We start from the raw sequence: 17,405 nt of genomic DNA, 5'->3' as shown, positions 1-17,405 counted from the left end.
TTGCCGCCTGACTGTAAATCAGGTTCCGCAGGATTGTAGTTTTCTGTCGTGCTGCTTGGAGCCTGTTTGAAAAATCACGGGTGAGCATTTCTGCGCATGAGATCGGCGCCCACGGCGACGAGAATCATGGCCTCTGACACGTCGATGCGGCGCTCGTAATCCCGGACCAGGCGCCACCATCTGGTTATTCAGCCGAAGGTTCGCTCCGCGCCCCATCGGCGCGGCAGCGCCTCAAAGCCTCTCGCACCCTCGCGATGGCGGATGACTTCATCAAGGATGAAGTCACGATAAGCAGCCTTGTCCATGAGCCTGATTCGATCGTAGGCGCCCTCGGTAAACAGGAACTTCGCCCAGGGCCTGCGTTTGCGGATAGCACTCAGGATCATCTGGACACCTGCACTGTCCGAGATGTTGGCAAAGGTAAGATTGATCATCAACAAGCATCCATCCGTATCGACGGCAATGTGGCGCTTGCGACCGACGACCTTCTTGCCGGCGTCGTAACCTCCTGTTTTCGCGTGAGGCGCCTTGATGGAGACCTTATTGGGTCGAGCCAGAGTATGACCACCCCTTCTTTTCCTTGCGCCCTGAACGGATACCCGAAGTCCGGCCTCGGATGACAAGCATAGGACATGGAAAAGATGATGCATCCGGTTGCACCTTCCAAGGCCGATCTTCCCCCCGTGTCGATTACGATTGGGATCGACGCGGCCCGTCATCCCGGCGGTGATACCCGTTCGTGTCGCCAACACCCGCAAGGGCCAGACCGCGCTCCTGCGCTGGATCGGTGATATGAAGGCTGTCGCGCGGGTAGTGTTCGAACCGACATGCCCGATACTTGGCGCGATGGAAGACGGTCAGACACCCATCACGCGCCAGTCTGGCAAATGGTGAGGCCGCAGCTTCATCCAGGGAGGTCGTGCAATCTGCGGCAAGCGCTCTACATGCCGGCCATCGTCGCCATGCGGTTCAATCCCGACCTCAAGCGTGTTTACAACCCCCTTGTCGCAAAGGGGAAATAGGGCAAGATCGCTATTACCGCAATCATGCAAAAGCTCGTCGTCCTCGCAAATGCCCTGCTTCACAAAGATCGGCTCTGGACGCCAAAAGTTGCTTGACCACAATCGATATTCTGGCTGTTGATCACTGCTGTCGTAGGGCTGCGTCGCGGCCTGCCTGAGCCCGGTCCATCATCAGTTCCACGTTATGGATGGTCTGGAAAAGGAAACGGAGCATCAGTCTGCGAAACCATCAAAGATGGTTTGCCGTGGACCAAAATGAACTGGTAGCATTTTTCAACCGCATCCTGAGCGGATAAGACAGCGCAGCGCATTGATGATCTTACGAAAATTGGTTGCTCGCTGCCGCCCGCGCTGGTTTGCAGACGGCATCAGGGGGAGCTATGCGCTCCCCCTCGTTGGTCAGATTAGGAGGATCGTATTTCATCTTGCGCATAACGTTGGTCATATGGCCTCATTGCGCTGGCGTCCACATCCCGCATTTGAAACACGCATAAATCCTCTTGAGAACTCATTACATCAAATTTCCAAAAGAACTCTTTAAGGAAAGGGGGTTTATAGACCCATTGAAGAGATATATTTTTCTCCAAAGTATTTTGTAATAGGGCTTTTGGAATCGGAGAAAAATTTCTTCGGATTTGTTTTCAGTTTATTTTTTTTATTTTTGCTTAATATATAAAACAATATTTTAAAGAAAATTTTTGTTTTTATATCTTTTGGAGGGGGGAATGTTTCATTATTTGGATTATTTTTGAGTGATTTCTTTGCAATTTCAGCTTCATTTTTAAATAAATTTTTAAAATTGACGCTTTTTCCTGCATTGGAAACGATTTTTTTCCATGCTTCCTGGCTCATGCATACAATGTTAATATTGTTATGCTGCATGATGTGTTGATATTTTGCAAAATAAATTTTTGTTTTCTTAAAATTAGATATTATGAAATTATCTGCGAGGATATAGAGAGATTCATCTACAGATGTCATGTCATTGTGGTAGTCTAATTTTATATTATGGAAGTATTTTTTGAAAACGGTTATGGCAATATATTGTTCGACAGCATATCGGCTAAAAAACGTTTTTTCCCTTGGGCCAGAACCTTGTTTATAAGGATTGCGCTGGTAGTAAGTAGCGTCAATTATGCCATAAGCGGGAACATCCCATAATTTTTTTACATCTTCGGTAAGGCCAAAATGCAACCAGTCACTATAATGGAAAGGAAGTTTTTCAAATGTGAATGGATTGAGCGTAAAAAATTCAGAAATTAGGACACGCTGTTTTAATGCAGCGTATTTCCCGCGCGGAAGATTGAAATTTTCAATATAGTAATCTATTAACGATGTATCTGAAAAAACAATATCACTCCTAATCCTTAAAACATAATCTGTATCTACCAACCTAAGTCCTGCTTTGGCGGCTTCTATTTGAAGGTTGCAATTATTTTCACGCAGACCCTGTTTGACTGGTGGTAAAACGATAGCTGAGTCCGACATAACAATTATATCGCTAAAATCATCTATTAACGCTAATGCGTCCTGGAATACGATATTGTTTCTATGTATTCTAGCAATACGTAATTTAGGAATAATTCCTGGACCTTCAAAAATTATAAGATCCGATTGTGATATCGAGAAAATAATTTTAGATTTCGGGAAAATGCTTCGCCATTGCGATATTAATTGGGCAGTCTGGATTATGTTCCAGTCATATAGAGGCCCTTGCACCACGATTGACAAAGAATTTAGGATATCATCTTTTTTTATTACAATATCACTCATATTTCACTTGTACCCATCTGTTTTGTGAGATAGAATATGGCCAATTATGTATCATATTTATATTAAAATGATAACGTCATCAATGATGGTCTTTAACCCACTTGGTGCTTTTGGAAAGGTCGATCACATCGGAAAAGTGTTCGTCTCAGGCTAGAGCGCGTCCACTGAACCATGAAACGTGTGGGGGAACACGGGACATGGATTGTGATTCACCGTTTCCATTGATGGAGATGGTGGCGCGCCTGAAGAATGAGCAGTCCGTCGGGATCGGCCGCAGCATGCTCAGTCGATGGCTGCGGCAGCATAGGTGGACATTTAAAAAAAAGACCGAACATGTATTGGAGCAGGAGCGCGAAGATATCCTGCAACGTCGGCAGGCCTGGTTCGACAGCCAGCCTGACCTCGATCCGCACCGTTTGGTCTTCATCGACGAAACCTGCCTCTCCACGAAGATGACCCGTCTGCGTGGTCGTGCTTTACGTGGAGAACGCTGTCGGGTAGGCGTTCCTCACGGCCATTGGAAAACCACCCCTTTCACCGCAGGCCTGCGCCTCACGGGCATGACCGCACCCTTCGTGCATGATGGCGCCATGAATAGCGAGATTTTTCCGGTGTTGAGCCCAGGTGATATCGTCGTGCTGGACAATCCGCCCGCCCACAAGGTTCCGGGGTGCGAAAGGTCATCGTACGAGTGGGGGCACAGATGATGTTCCTCCCTTCCTATAGTCCCGATTTCAACCCGATCGAAATGGCATTCGGCAAGCTCAAGGCCCTTTTGCGCGCCAAGACAGCAAGAGCCGTCACAGCCTTATGGGGCACCGCCGGATCAGTCCTGGATGCTTTCCTCCGACGAATGCGCCAACTTCTTTACAGCCGCTGGATATGGGGCGGAATAAAGTGGACATGCCCTAAGACCGATACCGTGTTATCCTTAGAACTCTTTTGGAAATTTAATGCGATGGGTTCTCAAGAGGATTTATGCGCGATTCAAACGCAGGATGTGGACGACAGCGCAACGAGGCCGCATGGCCGATTGCTTTCAGGTAGGCTGCCGCCGACTGATATTTCGGATAGAGAGGAGGACTGACGGGCCTCCTCCAAAACTGCCCGAAAGCAGGAGGTCAGTCCTGCTCAGGGTTCAATCTTAGCTGTTACGATACCAACGCAGTAGGGAATTGCAAGATTGGCGGCCTCGCCGAATGAGTGCGGTCCGACGATCATATCCCCAGAACATTCGATGGTCTGAACGTTTTTTCTGATCAGGATATATCGTGTCAAATAATGAGTCCGGATCATTGATAATTGAATCCAGGATATTCTGACTGATACATTCAACGCGCGTATGCTTGCTAATTTTCCGCACAATATGTTGATATTTTTTTATATAAGCATTTATATCTTTAATATTTGCAACGATAAAGTTGTCTGCCATAATATACAATGACTCATTTAGGTTTCGTGTGTCATTGTGATAATCTAGATTCAGGAAAGGAAATTTTTCTTTAAAATAAGGGAAGTGTATAAACTGTTCTACTGCCAAGCGTATGAGAAACTTCTTTTCCAATACATTTGTATCATGAAGGAATGGATGATTTTCGTAATAGATGCTATCGGCAAAGCTAACATTTTCAACTGTTGCCCATAGATTTTTTATATCTTCGCTCAATCCAAAATGGAACCAGTCGCTATAATGAAAAGGCATTCTATATAATGTCAGAGGATTTATGGTAAAGATTTCAGGAATTAATATTTTTTGAATAAACGATGCATAATCGCGACGCTTATTTTCCATATTATTTTTGTATACTGAAATAAAATTCTTACTCATAAGGCATAAGTCATTCCTTATGCGCAGTATGTATTTTCTTGATGCATGTTTTAACCCGGATTTCGCAGACTGGATCTGAAGATTTACATTATTTAAGCTCTGTGTGTCGTTTTTTATGGGAGGAAGTGGAAGTGCGCCAGGGGCCTGGATCACGATATCTGTAGTATTGAATAAAACTTTTATGGCTTCTGCCCGTATCGTATCAGTTTTAAAGGCAGAAAGAGCCGTTTCCGGCAGAATATTCTCCCCAGCATTTTCTGAAGAATCTATAAAGTCAGATGATGATACAGAAAAAATGATTTCTGCCTTGGGGAACATGTTGCGCCAATGACGACATATCAAAGCAGATTCTTGTATATTTTTATTTAACCATGGACCTTGTATAACGATGGAAAGTGGCTCACCATTTTGATAAATATTGTCTAATGTCCCAATATCAAAATGGTAAACCATTTTTTGTTCGTCCTATAGTGTATGAAAATTATTTATTCAAATATAAGAATTTCTCTTCAAATTTTTTGCCGCCGTCTTTTGTCAGGGCTTCATATTCCGCCGGAACCCCACAGAAAATGACATTTTCTTTTGGAATAACCGTATAGTGAATATCTTTCCCGATTTTGATCAGGTGGTTATAAATTGGGGCGACATAGAGTTCGTTTTTGCTTGGATTTTTCCGCTCTTCATTCAGTGCCCAACGGAAGTCGCTGATGGTGGCGAACTGATACAGGCCAGTACAGCAGAAAGATGAAATTGGTTCTTTTTCCGTCGTGCGAATGACCCGGTTCTGGTCGCTGCCATCGCTTTCGACAAAAGACCAGTTATCCCCTTCACCGATGAATGTTTCCAGATAGCCATCCCCCTGTTCGGCTTTGGGCGGAAATGTAAAGCCGGGACGGAAGGTATCAATATTGAAAATGGTCATGCCGCTAGGGCCGGCATCCGTCATGCCATCCAGGCCCCGTTCGACCGTTTCCGCCTGCCCTGCTGTCATCTCATCCAGAATGACAAGCCGGGCATTGGTCACGCCAAGGGCAGCCAGACGCTGACGGACGAAATCAGGTGTCTCAAACTCCCTGCGCATAATAAAGGTGAAGGTATCGGCCTGTCCTGCTTTCAGGAATCCCATGACAGAATAGTCAAAGCACGTATGGTCGCCCAGCGGCAGCATGTATTTGGGCCTGTCATAACCAGCTTCGCGGAACCGGCGGCTCATTCCAACCATCGGGAATATAATCATGAACAGGACTCCATCATGCTCTTCAGTCGGAATGCATTGGCTAACATCGCCCGCTGCCGTCGTTTGTTTGTCGTGTGTAGGGGAAGCATACTTAAGAATAACAGAGCCGTCATGGCAATGGCCGAGCGATCCATGCAGGCATATCTGCCCGCTTTCCGGCTTTTGTATATATCCAGCAGGCGGCGGCGCGCAGGGACCGTATCAAACGTCAGATCCAGATCATAATCTGAAGAGACAAGATCAAATCGGTCTGCGATCAGAAAATCATAGAATCCGAAAACCGAATGTCCCAGCTTGGAAATATCATAACGCGCATCACCAAACATCGTGATGCGTCCATTGGATAGCATTCCACGGGGATCTACTACGCTGACACGTTTGGACCGGAAGTTATAGAAGATGTTTCCAAAGTGGAAGTCGCCATGCCACATGGTAATATCATCTGGCGCAGTCGGAACAATGGCCGAGATCAGTTCTTCTCCCAATGCCCGCAGCGACGGGGCTGGCTTTCCCCCATAACGCCATTCCTTCGTCAGCGAGATTTCATTGTCGCGTGCGAAGGTTTCCAAGCGCTGGGCTGTTTTGCCCTTGATCATGTCATTGAAGAAGAGGGAAGGATAATCATCCCCGATTTCATAGTTCTTCGGCCGGATGCCCTGCATTTTATCAAGGAAGTCCAGGCAACCATCCAGCATTATTTCCCACATGTGTGCGGGCAGGTTGCCAAAGCAGTACAGTTCGGACATCAGGGGGAAATATAAATATTCCAGTTCATAGGAATATGTTTCTTTTTCCCCGGCATCAATGAAGTGCGGGGTATAAGGCCGTAATTGTGGTGGCAGATGCTGGAACCACTCGGCTTCTGCAAAGATCTTGCGCTGGGGCAGCCCGGTTTTGACAACGGAACGACCGTCGCTGGTGATGCTGTTGAACGACCGGGCCAGCAGTTCCTGACATCGTGACTGGTGATAGGTGTACAGGTGACCAAAATCCAGCCATGTAATGTCGTATACCGGTTCCATGGTATATGAGGCTGAATATGTATTCAGGGCCTCTATGAAGCCCTGATTGTCCTGTAGTGCTATATTGACTATTTTCTTGAAGTGCCCGGCTTCATGAAAATTGAACAGACCCGCAACGATGTCGGTCGTCTGTTCGGTATCCCGCTGGTATTCATGGAATACATAGCGTCCGTCGATGATTTCAAATTCGCTCCACCGCGCCAGATGATGTGTGCTGCCCACGGCAAAACCGTTTGCGGGCCAGGGGGATTTGATATCAAACAGTGTGTCGCCAAACAGGATATAGACGTTGGCGTCATCTTTTACGGAACAGAGACCCTGTGCAATGCTCTGCAGCACGGATGCCGTGGCCGGCACACGCTCGATCAGGATATTTGCGGCGTTTATGCGTTCCACATCGTAATGCGGCAGCACATAATCATTAGGCAGCACCAGAACCGGTTGCGCATCCATCGCCCTGGCCATCTTCAACTGGTCTTCATAAAGACGGCGACCGCCATTGGGCAGGAATGCGGGCGGCAGGCTCCCGAATTCGGCAATCAGTTCGGGGCAGATGTAAGCGCCGCTCAGGATAATGAAATAAGCGCCTGACATTATGCCTGCTCACGTTCAAGAAGACGGACAATCTGATCATAGCTTAACGTGCGGAATTCAGATGGGCGAATGGCCTTGTCATCGATGTAGAACCCATCATGACCGCACCATGGCTTACCGACGATGATCGAATCATACGGGACGTCGTGCCGGTCGAGCCACTCGGTAATAACTGGTAGCGTATGCTTTACGATGGCTGAAATATCACCGTTATACGTACGCATGTTGCGACTGGTATGAATGGTGATGTGAAACCCGTTTTTTTTATATTCGCGTATCTTTTCAATGATATCCACGATGGGTGTCGCGTTGCTGTATTTCATTACGGGGTCGACTGACTGATCTTCGTTTTCATATGGTCGACAGATCGTATAATCAAGATCAATGACAAGGTTTTTCATTTTATCTCCATGTAAGCAGTGCTTGCGGTCGCTATTTGGAACTGAATGGTAGTTTCATATCCCGATATTCTGTTAATGGAGGATAAATAATAAATATGACCATTATATTATATCGGGCAATCCGCAGATGGGTATTTACTTGGCAATCCCCCCCATGGATGTTCCTGGAGATAGAATGGTGGTAATCAGATTGAAGAATTTATAAAACTTGTTGCTTGCCGAATCAGCAATATAGATAAGATCCCGGTCTCTCATCATGAACTTGTCTGCCAGAAAGTATCCGGCGGGGTTTATCATATCCAGCTGATACACGACAGGCGCCGTTTTTGCCTTGTCATCAACCGGCATCCCGAGGCGGCGGACGATATCGGCATTTTCAAACCGGAACAGATAGACGGCATTGGGATCGGCACGTGAATCAAGCGGGCCGCCACTACGTGCAATCGCTTCCGCCAGGGTCATGGTCGGCATGCTGAACTGGGTCTGTGTCACCCGGTTGGTGGCCCCGAAAACCGTGTAGCTGCGGGGCTGGAATGTCAGTTGCACCCGGTCGCCGGGCTGCATCAGGATGTTTTGCGCCGGATTGTTTTCGATTGTCTTGAGGGGCAGTTCGGCAATCTTCCCATTGCGTGTCAGGCGGACCAGATAATCCTCGTCTGCCTGGTGGGACTGGTTTGCGCCGCCGGCCAGGGCGATGACATCCAGGATGCGTTCCCTGTTGGGGGTCAGGGTGACGCGACTTGGCCGCCGCACGCCGCCATATACCATGACCGAATTGGCGATATCGGCTGCGATCCGTACCAGAACCTGCGGGGACAGTGACTGCTGCTTCAGTCGGGCCTTGATCGCGTTTGCCACCTCTATGGTGGTCATGCCGGCGACATGGATCTCTCCGGCATAGGGCACCCGGACATTGCCGCTGGCATCGACGCTAAGGGGGGGGAGATTCGAGCCCGAAGACGTACTGGGCATCGTGCTGGCGCCCGTTGCCGAGGCCATCATGCTCGCACTGCTGAGACTGAACAGCGCGCTGCCGACCTCGTATATCGAGACCTGCAGGATGTCGCCCGGGCCAACCCTGTCGTTATGCGTGAAGCTGACCGGAGTGTTGTCCGCGTCCAGGTTGCTGAACAGCGGCGGGTTTTCATTGGCAAGGAGCGTGATGAGGTCCGGGCTGACCTGCACGATCGCGTACCCCACCGTATTGCGCTTGGGGTCGCGCTGTGCACGGTTGATCTGTGCTTCCGTCGGGCCGCTGTAAGGTAACGAATTGCAGCCAGTCAGCAGCAGGAGAACCCCACCAACCGCAGCAAAATACCGACCTTTTCGAACGCGCCGTAGAACTGAATCCAGACTTTTCGGAAGACAGGAAATGGTCAAGGCAACACCGCGACTGGAGGTTGAGTGAAGGCGGAGAACAGGATTGAAGGTATCTTTCATGCGGTATGCATGTTTGACGTGTACGGTCGGCAAATATCTATGGAAAGGCCTTTTATCACGTCGTATTTTGGCTGGCTATGCTAATTAGTAGTGGTGGCGGCCCTCGGAAGAGAGCAGCAAACCGCACAAGCGGGCCGTTTGCCCTCCATGCTAGGCAAATGGGGCGACAATCGTGAAATTTGTTATGAAAATTGAAGAAATTCTGTTTCCGGCCGCATGGGGCAAGACGGGACTGGTCGTACACACGGTGGCCCAAGACGGGACTTTAGATAATATTTTAGGCGGGTAACAGGTATGCAGCCAGCGGGGCAGCCGTCCGATCCGGTGTGTATCGCACAGGCGCCCGGGATGCAGTTACTTGATGCATCCCGACGCGGGTGTCAGCGTTCAGGGACATGCGGCTGATGAAATTGGCCTGCTCGTGTGATTCCCGTAGCCGTGGGGATGCTTTTTGCGCCAGTTCAGGGCTGTCCCTACGATGGAATCAATATGCTGGTATTTGGGACACCATCCCGTTTCCATGCGGATTCGGGATGAATCAGCTACCAGAATGGCAGGGTCCCCCGGTCGGGGAGGGGCCCAGTCCCATGGTATCGTGCACCCGCTTACGCGCTCGACGCTTTCGATGACCTCAAGATTGGTAAATCCCCGCCCGTTGCCCAGATTGTAGGAAACCGACCTTGTATCCAGTTGATCGATGACACGGATATGCGCGTCCGCCAGATCGGTCACATGGATGTAGTCCCGGATGCACGTGCCATCCCGTGTGTCGTAATTATTGCCAAATATTTTCAGGGAAGGATGCAACCCCAGGGCCGTGTCGATGGCCAGGGGGATGAGATGGGTTTCTGGCCGATGGTCTTCCCCCAGCCGTCCTAGGGGATCTGCGCCGGCGGCATTGAAATACCTCAGGCAGGCGCTGCGCATCCCGTAAACGCGATCAGCCCACAGCAGGGCACGTTCAATGAAGAATTTACTGTCACCATAGGGGGAAGCCGGATTGACATGCGCATCATCCGTAATCCCGGGCATATCACTATCCCCACTGAAAAGAGCCGCAGTAGAGGAAAAGACAAAGCGTTTTACATTATGATAAGTACATGCTTCGATCAGATTGAGCGAATTCATGGTATTATGACGCAGATAATGGAACGGGTCCGCAATGGAGTGCCCGACCGATGAAAGGGCGGCAAAGTGGAAGACGACGTCCCAGTTTTCCTGCGACACGGCATCATGTGTTGCCTGCGCATTTTCCAGATCGATATTCCAGAAACGCGCCCCTTGGGGAATGGCGGCTATATGGCCCGTGCTGAGGTTGTCCAGAACAACAACATCATGTCCCGCGTCCATAAGGCTTATTACAAGGTGGCTTCCCACGTACCCCGCCCCACCTGTAACAAGACATTTCATAACGGCCACCGGTTTTCCTAAAGGCATGAACATATGGAAGCAGTGTAAATAATAGAAAAGTGTACACTACACAACTTTCCATCCCCTGTATGGTTTGCCGCAATGGATGACTGCGGGTATCGCCGCGCCTTATAGCAGCTTCATGATCTTGAGCAGCATCCACGTGATCATCATGAACACGAAGCAGATGCCGCCGGCCTCCACCGTGCCCAGCGAACCGGCCGCCAGGAACATGCCGCCTGTGTTCATCCCGAAAAAACCGGTCACGAAGGTCGCAGGCAGCATGAGCGTGGTCACGATGGACACCGTGTACAGGCGGCGGTTGGTTTCTTCCGCCTGACCGGACGCCAGTTCGTCCTGCAGCGAGCGGGCACGATCCTGCAGCGCCAGAAGATCATCAAGGGCTGCATGGATCTGGCGCTGCGAACGGTCGCGGATGTCATCTTCCGCCCATTCGGGCAGTTCCAGATCCTCGTTGTGGAAAATACGGTCCACGGGCGAGATCACGCGCCGCAATTCGGTCGAACGGCGGCGCACACGCCCGATCAGCCCGCTTATACGACCAAAATCAGTGTGCTGGTCCAGTGTCAGCAGCAGGTCCTCGGCGCGGTCCAACTGGTCATCCAGCATGGCGATATTGCGCCGGACGGTATCGGCGAATTCCAGCAGGGTATGATCCACCACCTCGGCAGGGGAGTCGAATGACGCCCGCTGCATGGCCCGGTAAATCACCCCCAGTGCGGGAACCGGCTGGCGGCGCGTGGTGATCAGCAGGGTAGGCAGGACCGCAAAACGCCATGCGGACAGGTTTTTGTCGTCTTCCGACATGGCATCGTCAAAGCCGGGCAGGGCGCCATAGACGATGTCGCCTTCCGCCTCGACATTGGTGCCGCGATCCGTGCTGCCCAACGCAAGGCGCACTTCCTCGGGCAGGCAGGGAATGGCCTGGATGTGGGCGCGACTGGCTGTGTGGACGATATCGTAATGCAGCCAGACCCAGGTGGCTGGCTCATCGGGGGGGTAGCCTTCAAGCGCGCGGGCAATCTGTTCATCCGTCAGGCGCTCGGGCTTCTGGCCCGGCTGGCAGGCAATGGCCCATACCAGTCCATTGGAGACAGAGGACGCGGATAACATGTCGGCGGACAGCCCGGTGGCGTTGTCCGTCATGGGAAAATCGGGGACGTTTCCCATCGCATATCCCTTCGTCATGCTGCCGGTCTGGCCGGTTCTGGTGGCCCTGTCCATGGCTGATACGAAACGGGCGGCCGGTGGTCGTTGACCACGCGCCCGCCCGTTACGCCAGCGGCGTATTACTTCATCAGGTCAGGGGAGACCTTGCCGCCATTTTCCGCCAGCTTCTGCATGACCTGCTTGATCAGCCAGATGTTCATCGGCGCGGTGTCGTTCATGTCGCCGGTGTAATGCAGTTCCGTCGCCAGTTCCTTACGCGCGGCCAGCGAGTTGTCGAGGCCCAGCAGGCGCATCAGGTCGACGATGGAGGTCTGCCAGTTCAGCTTTTCCGGATACTTGGCCGCCAGTGCGGTCAGCACGGCGTTCACGTCCACCGGCTGTGCCGGGGCCGCGGGGGCGGCAGCTGCCGGAGCCGCCGCGGGTGCTGCTGCGGCAGGCGCTGCGGTGGTTGCAGCGGCCGGGGTGGCGGCGGCGGCGTGGCTGCCGAAAATCTTGGACAGGATTGAACCGAAGATGCTCATGTTTTCTTTCTCCATCACATGATGGTCCGGCGGATACCGGACCCGTCACGTATATGTTAGGGACGTTTGCTGCGCTCAGTAACGATACAGATCATTCTTGAACGGGCCATTGACCGGCACGCCGATGTAATCCGCCTGCGCTTTAGACAGCTTCGACAGCTTCGCGCCGACCTTGGCGAGATGCAGGAAGGCCACCTTCTCATCCAGGTGCTTGGGCAGGGTATAGACCTTGTTTTCGTACTTGCCCGCCGGTGCCTGCCACAGGTCGATCTGCGCCAGCGTCTGGTTGGTGAAGGACGCGGACATGACGAAGGACGGATGGCCCGTCGCGTTGCCCAGGTTCACCAGACGGCCTTCGGACAGGACGATCAGGCGCTTGCCATCGGGGAAGATGACCTCGTCCACCTGCGGCTTGATGTTGTCCCACTTGTAGTTGCGCAGCGCATTGATCTGGATTTCGGAATCGAAATGCCCGATGTTGCACACGATGGCGCGGTTCTTCATCTCGCGCATGTGCTCGATGGTGATGACGCCCTCGTTGCCGGTCGCGGTGACGAAGATATCGCCGCGGGGGGCGGCCTCTTCCATCGTCACGACCTCGTAGCCTTCCATCGCGGCCTGCAGCGCGCAGATGGGATCAACCTCGGTCACCAGCACGCGACAGCCCGCGTTGCGCAGCGATGCGGCCGAACCCTTGCCCACGTCACCATAACCGGCAACCACGGCAACCTTGCCCGCCATCATCACGTCCGTGCCACGGCGGATCGCGTCCACCAGGCTTTCACGGCAGCCATACAGGTTGTCGAACTTCGACTTCGTGACGCTGTCGTTGACGTTGATGGCCGGAACCCGCAGCAGGCCCTTCTTGGCCATGTCCCACAGGCGATGCACGCCGGTCGTGGTTTCTTCGGAGACGCCACGCACGTCATTGAGCATCTCGGGATACTTCTCGTGCATCAGCGTCGTCAGGTCGCCGCCGTCGTCGAGGATCATGTTCGGCGTCCAGCCGTCCGGTCCCTTGATGGTCTGCTCGATGCACCACCAGAACTCGTCCTCGGTCAGGCCCTTCCACGCGAACACGGGCACGCCGGTCGCGGCGATGGCGGCGGCGGCCTGGTCCTGCGTCGAGAAGATGTTGCACGAAGACCAGCGGACCGTGGCGCCGAGCGCCGTCAGGGTCTCGATCAGCACGGCGGTCTGGATCGTCATGTGCAGGCAGCCGGCGATGCGCGCGCCCTTCAGCGGCTTGGACGTGCCATATTCCTCACGGAGCGCCATAAGCCCCGGCATTTCGCCTTCCGCGATCGAGATTTCCTTGCGGCCCCACTCGGCAAGCGAGATGTCCTTGACCTTGTAGTCGGTGCTGGTGGTCATTTCTTATCCTGTATTCGTCAATGCGGCACAGGATATACCCCGTCAGGCGCGTGTGATCCAGAGCACGCGGAATTCCATGTTCACGCGATCGTGCTGGCGACATCTTCCGCCTGCTTCAGGATCCGCAGGAAATTTTCCCCCCACAGGGCCGCGATCTGGCTGCGGTCATAGCCACGGCGCAGCAGTTCCGCCGTAAGATTGGGCGATTCCGATGCATCGGCCCAGCCACGTATGCCGCCGCCGCCATCGAAGTCGGACGAGATGCCGACATGCTTGATCCCGATTCGCTGCACGGCGTAATCGATATGGTCCACGAAGTCCGCCACCGTGACCGGGCGTATGTCGCGTACGTCACGCGGGCGCAGGAAGGCGTCCATGGCGGTAATGTGGATGACCCCGCCACAGGCCTTCAGCGCGTCAAGCTGCCCGTCATCAAGGTTGCGCGGGTGATCGCACAGGGCGCGCACGCAGGAATGGCTGGCGAAGACCGGCGCGTGGGACAGTTCGACCGCCTGCATCATGGTGTCGCGTGACGTGTGCGACACATCGACCAGCATGCCCACGCGGTTCATTTCGGCCACGGCATCCCGGCCAAGGCCGGACAGCCCGCCATGCAGCGTTTCGGGATCATCCAGATGGTGCATGGGCCGCGCCGAGTCTGCCAGCTGGTTGTGCCCGTTATGTGTCAGCGTCATGTAACGTGCGCCCAGCCCCCGGAAACGCGCGATAAGCGACAGGTCCCCGCCAATCGCATAACCGTTTTCCACGGCTGGAATGATGGCGATCTCACCCGCGTCACAGGTCGCGCGCACCGCCGCCGCCGTGTCGCATACCCGCACGCCCTCGATCCGGTCCGTCTCCCCGATCACGTGCAACATGGCTTCCGCCCGGGTGGAGGCCGCCTCCTGCCCGGCCGCGTCACGCGCACCCTGACCCACATAGGCCACAAGGCATGCCGCCCGCAGGCCGCCCGCGCGCATGCGCGGCAGGTCCACCCGTCGCGACGGTGCGCCCGTGGCGAAGTCGCCCCGGTCCGGCCACGGGATATCCACATGGGTATCAATGGTCAGCAGCGTGTGGTGCAGTTCCATCGCATCGGTGACGGAAATGTCGGTTGGTGTGTCAGTCATGGGGCCTCCAGCAATGGTGATAATGAACCACATGCAGCCCAGTCCTGAAAACTGGGCATAAACCAAAAGTGGTTACCTGTCGTTAGGGTAGGGACCGGCGACGCACGTCCAGCCCCCGGCCCGGTCGCCACCCTGCCGCCTGTGCGCCGGGGCACCATAGCCGCCGGGAGCGCCTGACGAAGGAACGACCATGACGACCTCCATCCCCCTGCTCAAGCTGAATGACGGCCACAAGATCCCCGCCATGGGGTTCGGCACCTATCCGCTGGACAACCCGCAGGCCGAAAAGGCAGTGCGTGAGGCCCTGACGGCGGGCTATCGCCTGTTCGATACGGCGTCGCGTTACGGAAACGAAAGCGGGGTGGGGACCGGACTGGTCAGCTTCGACATCGGGCGTGAGGATATTTTCGTCACCACCAAGCTGCGTGGTGCCGACCAGGGATATGACAGCACGCTGCGCGCGTTTGACGAAAGCCTTGAACGCCTGAAGATGAGTTATGTTGACCTTTACCTCATCCACTGGCCGCTGCCCGCCAAGGACCAGTATGTCGAAAGCTGGAAGGCGATGATCCGCCTGAAGAAGGAAGGGCGCATCCGCTCGATCGGCGTTTCCAACTTCCTGCCTGAACACCTGCAGCGCCTGATTGATGAAACCGGCGTCACCCCCGCCGTCAACCAGATCGAGATGCATGCCGATTTCGCGCAGTCGGAACTGGTCGCCCTGCACAAGAAGCTGGGCATCCTGACCGAGGCATGGAGCCCGCTGGGGCGTGGCAAGCTGCTGGAAAATCCCGTTGTCAAACGGGTTGCGGACCGGCACGGCAAATCCACGGCGCAGGTCCTGCTGCGCTGGGTAATCGACTACGGCGCGGTGCCCATTCCCAAGAGCGCGCATCCCGACCGCATGCGCGCCAACCTGCATGCGTTCGATTTCCAGCTCACGCCGGATGACATGAGCGACCTTGCGACGCTCGACAGCCCCCACAACCGCACCGGTGGCGATCCCGCCACCTATGTCGAGGAATAAAAGACTGTTTTGAAAGAAGAAAAGTTTTTGGGTGCCGCCTTATTTCAAAAAGGCGGCGTTCTTCGGGGCTTTTTGAAAAAAGCTTCGCCAAAAACTTTTCCATAATATGCAGGTTCGCATTAACCTGACCTGCCAGTTACATCACGGACATGCTGGCGGGTCAGGATTGCACAAGCCGAAGCCACGCTGTTATGGTGCGCCCGCCCGTCCCGTCGGGCGGGCCATGTTGGCGCGTCTGCCATGGGGAAATGGGCATGACCGGGATCATACCACCAGCATGGCACCAGCGCAGGCAGTAGCGGCATCTGACGAACATGACGGCCTGGCCGCGCAGGCTCCCTCCACGCGCCGGTCCCTGCGATGGCTGGCGCTGGGATTTGCGGGCATGCTGGCCGCCTGCGCCCACAATCCTTCGCCCGAAATGAGCGAGGAACAGATCCTTCACGAGGCTGAATCCTATCGTGCCCGTGCCCAGAGCAACTATACCCCGCCGGGACCGCCGGAAGACCCATGGGGGCCGTATATCAACGAGGCCTCGCAGCGTTTCGACGTGCCCAGTGTCTGGATCCGCGAGGTCATGCGGCGCGAGTCGGGTGGCCAGCTTTACCATAATGGCCAGTTCGTGACCTCGCTGCCCGGCGCCATGGGGCTCATGCAGCTCATGCCGCCGACCTATGATGCGATGCGGGCACGCTACAACCTTGGCCCCGATGCCTATGACCCGCACGACAATATCGAGGCGGGCACGGCCTATATCCGTGAAATGTACGACATTTACGGCTCCCCCGGTTTCCTTGCGGCCTATAACAGCGGGCCGGGGCGGCTGGATGACTTTCTTGACCGCTATCATACCCTGCCAAAGGAAACGCGCGATTATGTCGCCTCCATCGGGCCACGGATCGCGGGCAGCACGCCCGTAAACCGTTCGCAGGCCGACCTGCTGGTGGAAGCGCGCGCCCTGGCCCGCGCGCAGGCGGCGCAGAATGCGCGAGGCGGGCAGAGCCGGGGTCGCCAGCTTCTGGCATCCGTTCCGCGCGGGGCCGCGGCCGATACGCCATCGCCCGAAGCCGCTGCCGTGCGTGCGGCATGGAGTGCCCGTGAACAGAGCGGCCTGTCCCCGATGGCCGCAGCCGGAACCCGTCCCGGCGTCATCAGCATGGCGAACAGCCATGACTGGGCGGTACAGGTCGGCGCCTATGGATCGATCGGACAGGCGGAGCATGCGGCAGGACAGGCGCGGGCGAAGGTTTCGTTCAGTGGCGCGCATACACAGGTCGCGACCGTTGCATCAGGGCGCCGTCATGTCTATCGTGCAAGGCTGACCGGCCTGTCGCACGAAGCGGCCCAGCAGGTCTGTCAGCGACTGGGTGGATCAGGGTGCCAGATCCTGCCGCCAACCACATGAAGGCATGGACCCTGCCCCGCAGGGTGTGAG

At 54.3% G+C, this 17,405-nt stretch carries 14 protein-coding genes and 3 pseudogenes; 4 read left to right on the top strand and 13 right to left on the bottom strand.

Features of this window, described 5'->3' with window-relative positions; all coding sequences use genetic code 11:
• Positions 1-74 precede the first annotated feature (74 nt).
• Positions 75-536, bottom strand: a pseudogene (locus S101446_RS10185) (transposase); the annotation flags it as partial.
• A 190-nt stretch (positions 537-726) separates the two neighbouring features.
• Between S101446_RS10185 and S101446_RS18225 the strand changes: the two are divergent.
• On the top strand, positions 727-894 hold the full coding sequence (locus tag S101446_RS18225; protein WP_208620511.1) for a hypothetical protein: 168 nt from the start codon (positions 727-729) through the stop codon (positions 892-894).
• Positions 895-1,111: 217 nt separating this feature from the next.
• Here S101446_RS18225 and S101446_RS18415 read toward each other — a convergent pair.
• Together S101446_RS18415 and S101446_RS10175 are read right to left on the bottom strand one after the other, a co-directional pair.
• Positions 1,112-1,467, bottom strand: a pseudogene (locus tag S101446_RS18415) (transposase); the annotation flags it as partial.
• Positions 1,468-1,574: 107 nt separating this feature from the next.
• Positions 1,575-2,795: a WavE lipopolysaccharide synthesis family protein gene (locus S101446_RS10175; protein WP_087608296.1), complete on the bottom strand. Its 1,221-nt coding sequence runs from the start codon at positions 2,793-2,795 to the stop codon at positions 1,575-1,577.
• A gap of 221 nt (positions 2,796-3,016) precedes the next feature.
• On the opposite strand from S101446_RS10175, the pseudogene S101446_RS10170 reads away from it, so the two are divergent.
• Positions 3,017-3,691: pseudogene (locus S101446_RS10170) on the top strand (IS630 family transposase); the annotation flags it as partial.
• 248 nt (positions 3,692-3,939) lie between these two features.
• Here S101446_RS10170 and S101446_RS10160 read toward each other — a convergent pair.
• The 10 genes from S101446_RS10160 to S101446_RS10115 all read right to left on the bottom strand — a co-directional run bounded on the left by S101446_RS10160 (position 3,940) and on the right by S101446_RS10115 (position 14,976).
• Positions 3,940-5,076 (bottom strand): WavE lipopolysaccharide synthesis family protein, encoded by a 1,137-nt coding sequence (locus S101446_RS10160; protein WP_087608293.1) that lies wholly within the window; start codon positions 5,074-5,076, stop codon positions 3,940-3,942.
• 28 nt (positions 5,077-5,104) lie between these two features.
• The gene (locus tag S101446_RS10155) at positions 5,105-5,860 is read right to left on the bottom strand and encodes a glycosyltransferase family protein (RefSeq protein WP_087608292.1); all 756 of its coding nucleotides are present in this window, start codon (positions 5,858-5,860) and stop codon (positions 5,105-5,107) included.
• On the bottom strand, positions 5,857-7,476 hold the full coding sequence (locus S101446_RS10150; protein WP_087608291.1) for a capsular biosynthesis protein: 1,620 nt from the start codon (positions 7,474-7,476) through the stop codon (positions 5,857-5,859). The genes S101446_RS10155 and S101446_RS10150 overlap by 4 nt, the downstream gene beginning before the upstream one ends.
• On the bottom strand, positions 7,476-7,877 hold the full coding sequence (locus S101446_RS10145; protein WP_087608290.1) for an HAD-IIIC family phosphatase: 402 nt from the start codon (positions 7,875-7,877) through the stop codon (positions 7,476-7,478). Before S101446_RS10145 ends, S101446_RS10150 begins: the two co-directional genes overlap by 1 nt.
• Before the next feature lie 135 nt (positions 7,878-8,012).
• The gene (locus S101446_RS10140) at positions 8,013-9,317 is read right to left on the bottom strand and encodes a polysaccharide biosynthesis/export family protein (RefSeq protein ID WP_208620510.1); all 1,305 of its coding nucleotides are present in this window, start codon (positions 9,315-9,317) and stop codon (positions 8,013-8,015) included.
• 387 nt (positions 9,318-9,704) lie between these two features.
• The gene (gene galE, locus S101446_RS10135) at positions 9,705-10,727 is read right to left on the bottom strand and encodes a UDP-glucose 4-epimerase GalE (RefSeq protein ID WP_087608289.1); all 1,023 of its coding nucleotides are present in this window, start codon (positions 10,725-10,727) and stop codon (positions 9,705-9,707) included.
• A 129-nt stretch (positions 10,728-10,856) separates the two neighbouring features.
• Positions 10,857-11,972, bottom strand: a complete 1,116-nt coding sequence (locus S101446_RS10130; protein ID WP_010511205.1) for a transporter — start codon at positions 11,970-11,972, stop codon at positions 10,857-10,859.
• 65 nt (positions 11,973-12,037) lie between these two features.
• Positions 12,038-12,439, bottom strand: a complete 402-nt coding sequence (locus S101446_RS10125; RefSeq protein WP_048851541.1) for a DUF3597 domain-containing protein — start codon at positions 12,437-12,439, stop codon at positions 12,038-12,040.
• Between the two features lie 75 nt (positions 12,440-12,514).
• Complete coding sequence (gene ahcY / locus S101446_RS10120; protein WP_010511209.1) at positions 12,515-13,813, bottom strand: adenosylhomocysteinase; 1,299 nt, start codon at positions 13,811-13,813, stop codon at positions 12,515-12,517.
• 80 nt (positions 13,814-13,893) lie between these two features.
• Complete coding sequence (locus S101446_RS10115) at positions 13,894-14,976, bottom strand: dipeptidase (RefSeq protein ID WP_087608288.1); 1,083 nt, start codon at positions 14,974-14,976, stop codon at positions 13,894-13,896.
• Positions 14,977-15,133: 157 nt separating this feature from the next.
• On the opposite strand from S101446_RS10115, the gene S101446_RS10110 reads away from it, so the two are divergent.
• Complete coding sequence (locus S101446_RS10110) at positions 15,134-15,970, top strand: aldo/keto reductase (protein WP_087608287.1); 837 nt, start codon at positions 15,134-15,136, stop codon at positions 15,968-15,970.
• Positions 15,971-16,136: 166 nt separating this feature from the next.
• The gene (locus S101446_RS10105) at positions 16,137-17,375 is read left to right on the top strand and encodes a transglycosylase SLT domain-containing protein (protein WP_087608286.1); all 1,239 of its coding nucleotides are present in this window, start codon (positions 16,137-16,139) and stop codon (positions 17,373-17,375) included.
• Positions 17,376-17,405: the final 30 nt, after the last annotated feature.

This window comes from Komagataeibacter europaeus (assembly GCF_002173515.1).
Lineage (GTDB): Bacteria > Pseudomonadota > Alphaproteobacteria > Acetobacterales > Acetobacteraceae > Komagataeibacter > Komagataeibacter europaeus.
The sequence above is the reverse complement of the archived record's forward strand: the minus strand, read 5'-3'. Positions and strand labels throughout refer to the sequence as shown.

Bases quoted from the DNA above. Each gene is read 5' to 3' on its own strand.
- S101446_RS10175 (WP_087608296.1), bottom strand. From the start codon at position 2,795: ATGAGTGATATTGTAATAAAAAAAGATGATATCCTAAATTCTTTGTCA.
- S101446_RS10160 (WP_087608293.1), bottom strand. From the start codon at position 5,076: ATGGTTTACCATTTTGATATTGGGACATTAGACAATATTTATCAAAAT.
- S101446_RS10155 (WP_087608292.1), bottom strand. From the start codon at position 5,860: ATGATTATATTCCCGATGGTTGGAATGAGCCGCCGGTTCCGCGAAGCT.
- S101446_RS10150 (WP_087608291.1), bottom strand. From the start codon at position 7,476: ATGTCAGGCGCTTATTTCATTATCCTGAGCGGCGCTTACATCTGCCCC.
- S101446_RS10145 (WP_087608290.1), bottom strand. From the start codon at position 7,877: ATGAAAAACCTTGTCATTGATCTTGATTATACGATCTGTCGACCATAT.
- S101446_RS10140 (WP_208620510.1), bottom strand. From the start codon at position 9,317: ATGAAAGATACCTTCAATCCTGTTCTCCGCCTTCACTCAACCTCCAGT.
- galE (WP_087608289.1), bottom strand. From the start codon at position 10,727: ATGAAATGTCTTGTTACAGGTGGGGCGGGGTACGTGGGAAGCCACCTT.
- S101446_RS10130 (WP_010511205.1), bottom strand. From the start codon at position 11,972: ATGGACAGGGCCACCAGAACCGGCCAGACCGGCAGCATGACGAAGGGA.
- S101446_RS10125 (WP_048851541.1), bottom strand. From the start codon at position 12,439: ATGAGCATCTTCGGTTCAATCCTGTCCAAGATTTTCGGCAGCCACGCC.
- ahcY (WP_010511209.1), bottom strand. From the start codon at position 13,813: ATGACCACCAGCACCGACTACAAGGTCAAGGACATCTCGCTTGCCGAG.
- S101446_RS10115 (WP_087608288.1), bottom strand. From the start codon at position 14,976: ATGTGGTTCATTATCACCATTGCTGGAGGCCCCATGACTGACACACCA.
- S101446_RS10110 (WP_087608287.1), top strand. From the start codon at position 15,134: ATGACGACCTCCATCCCCCTGCTCAAGCTGAATGACGGCCACAAGATC.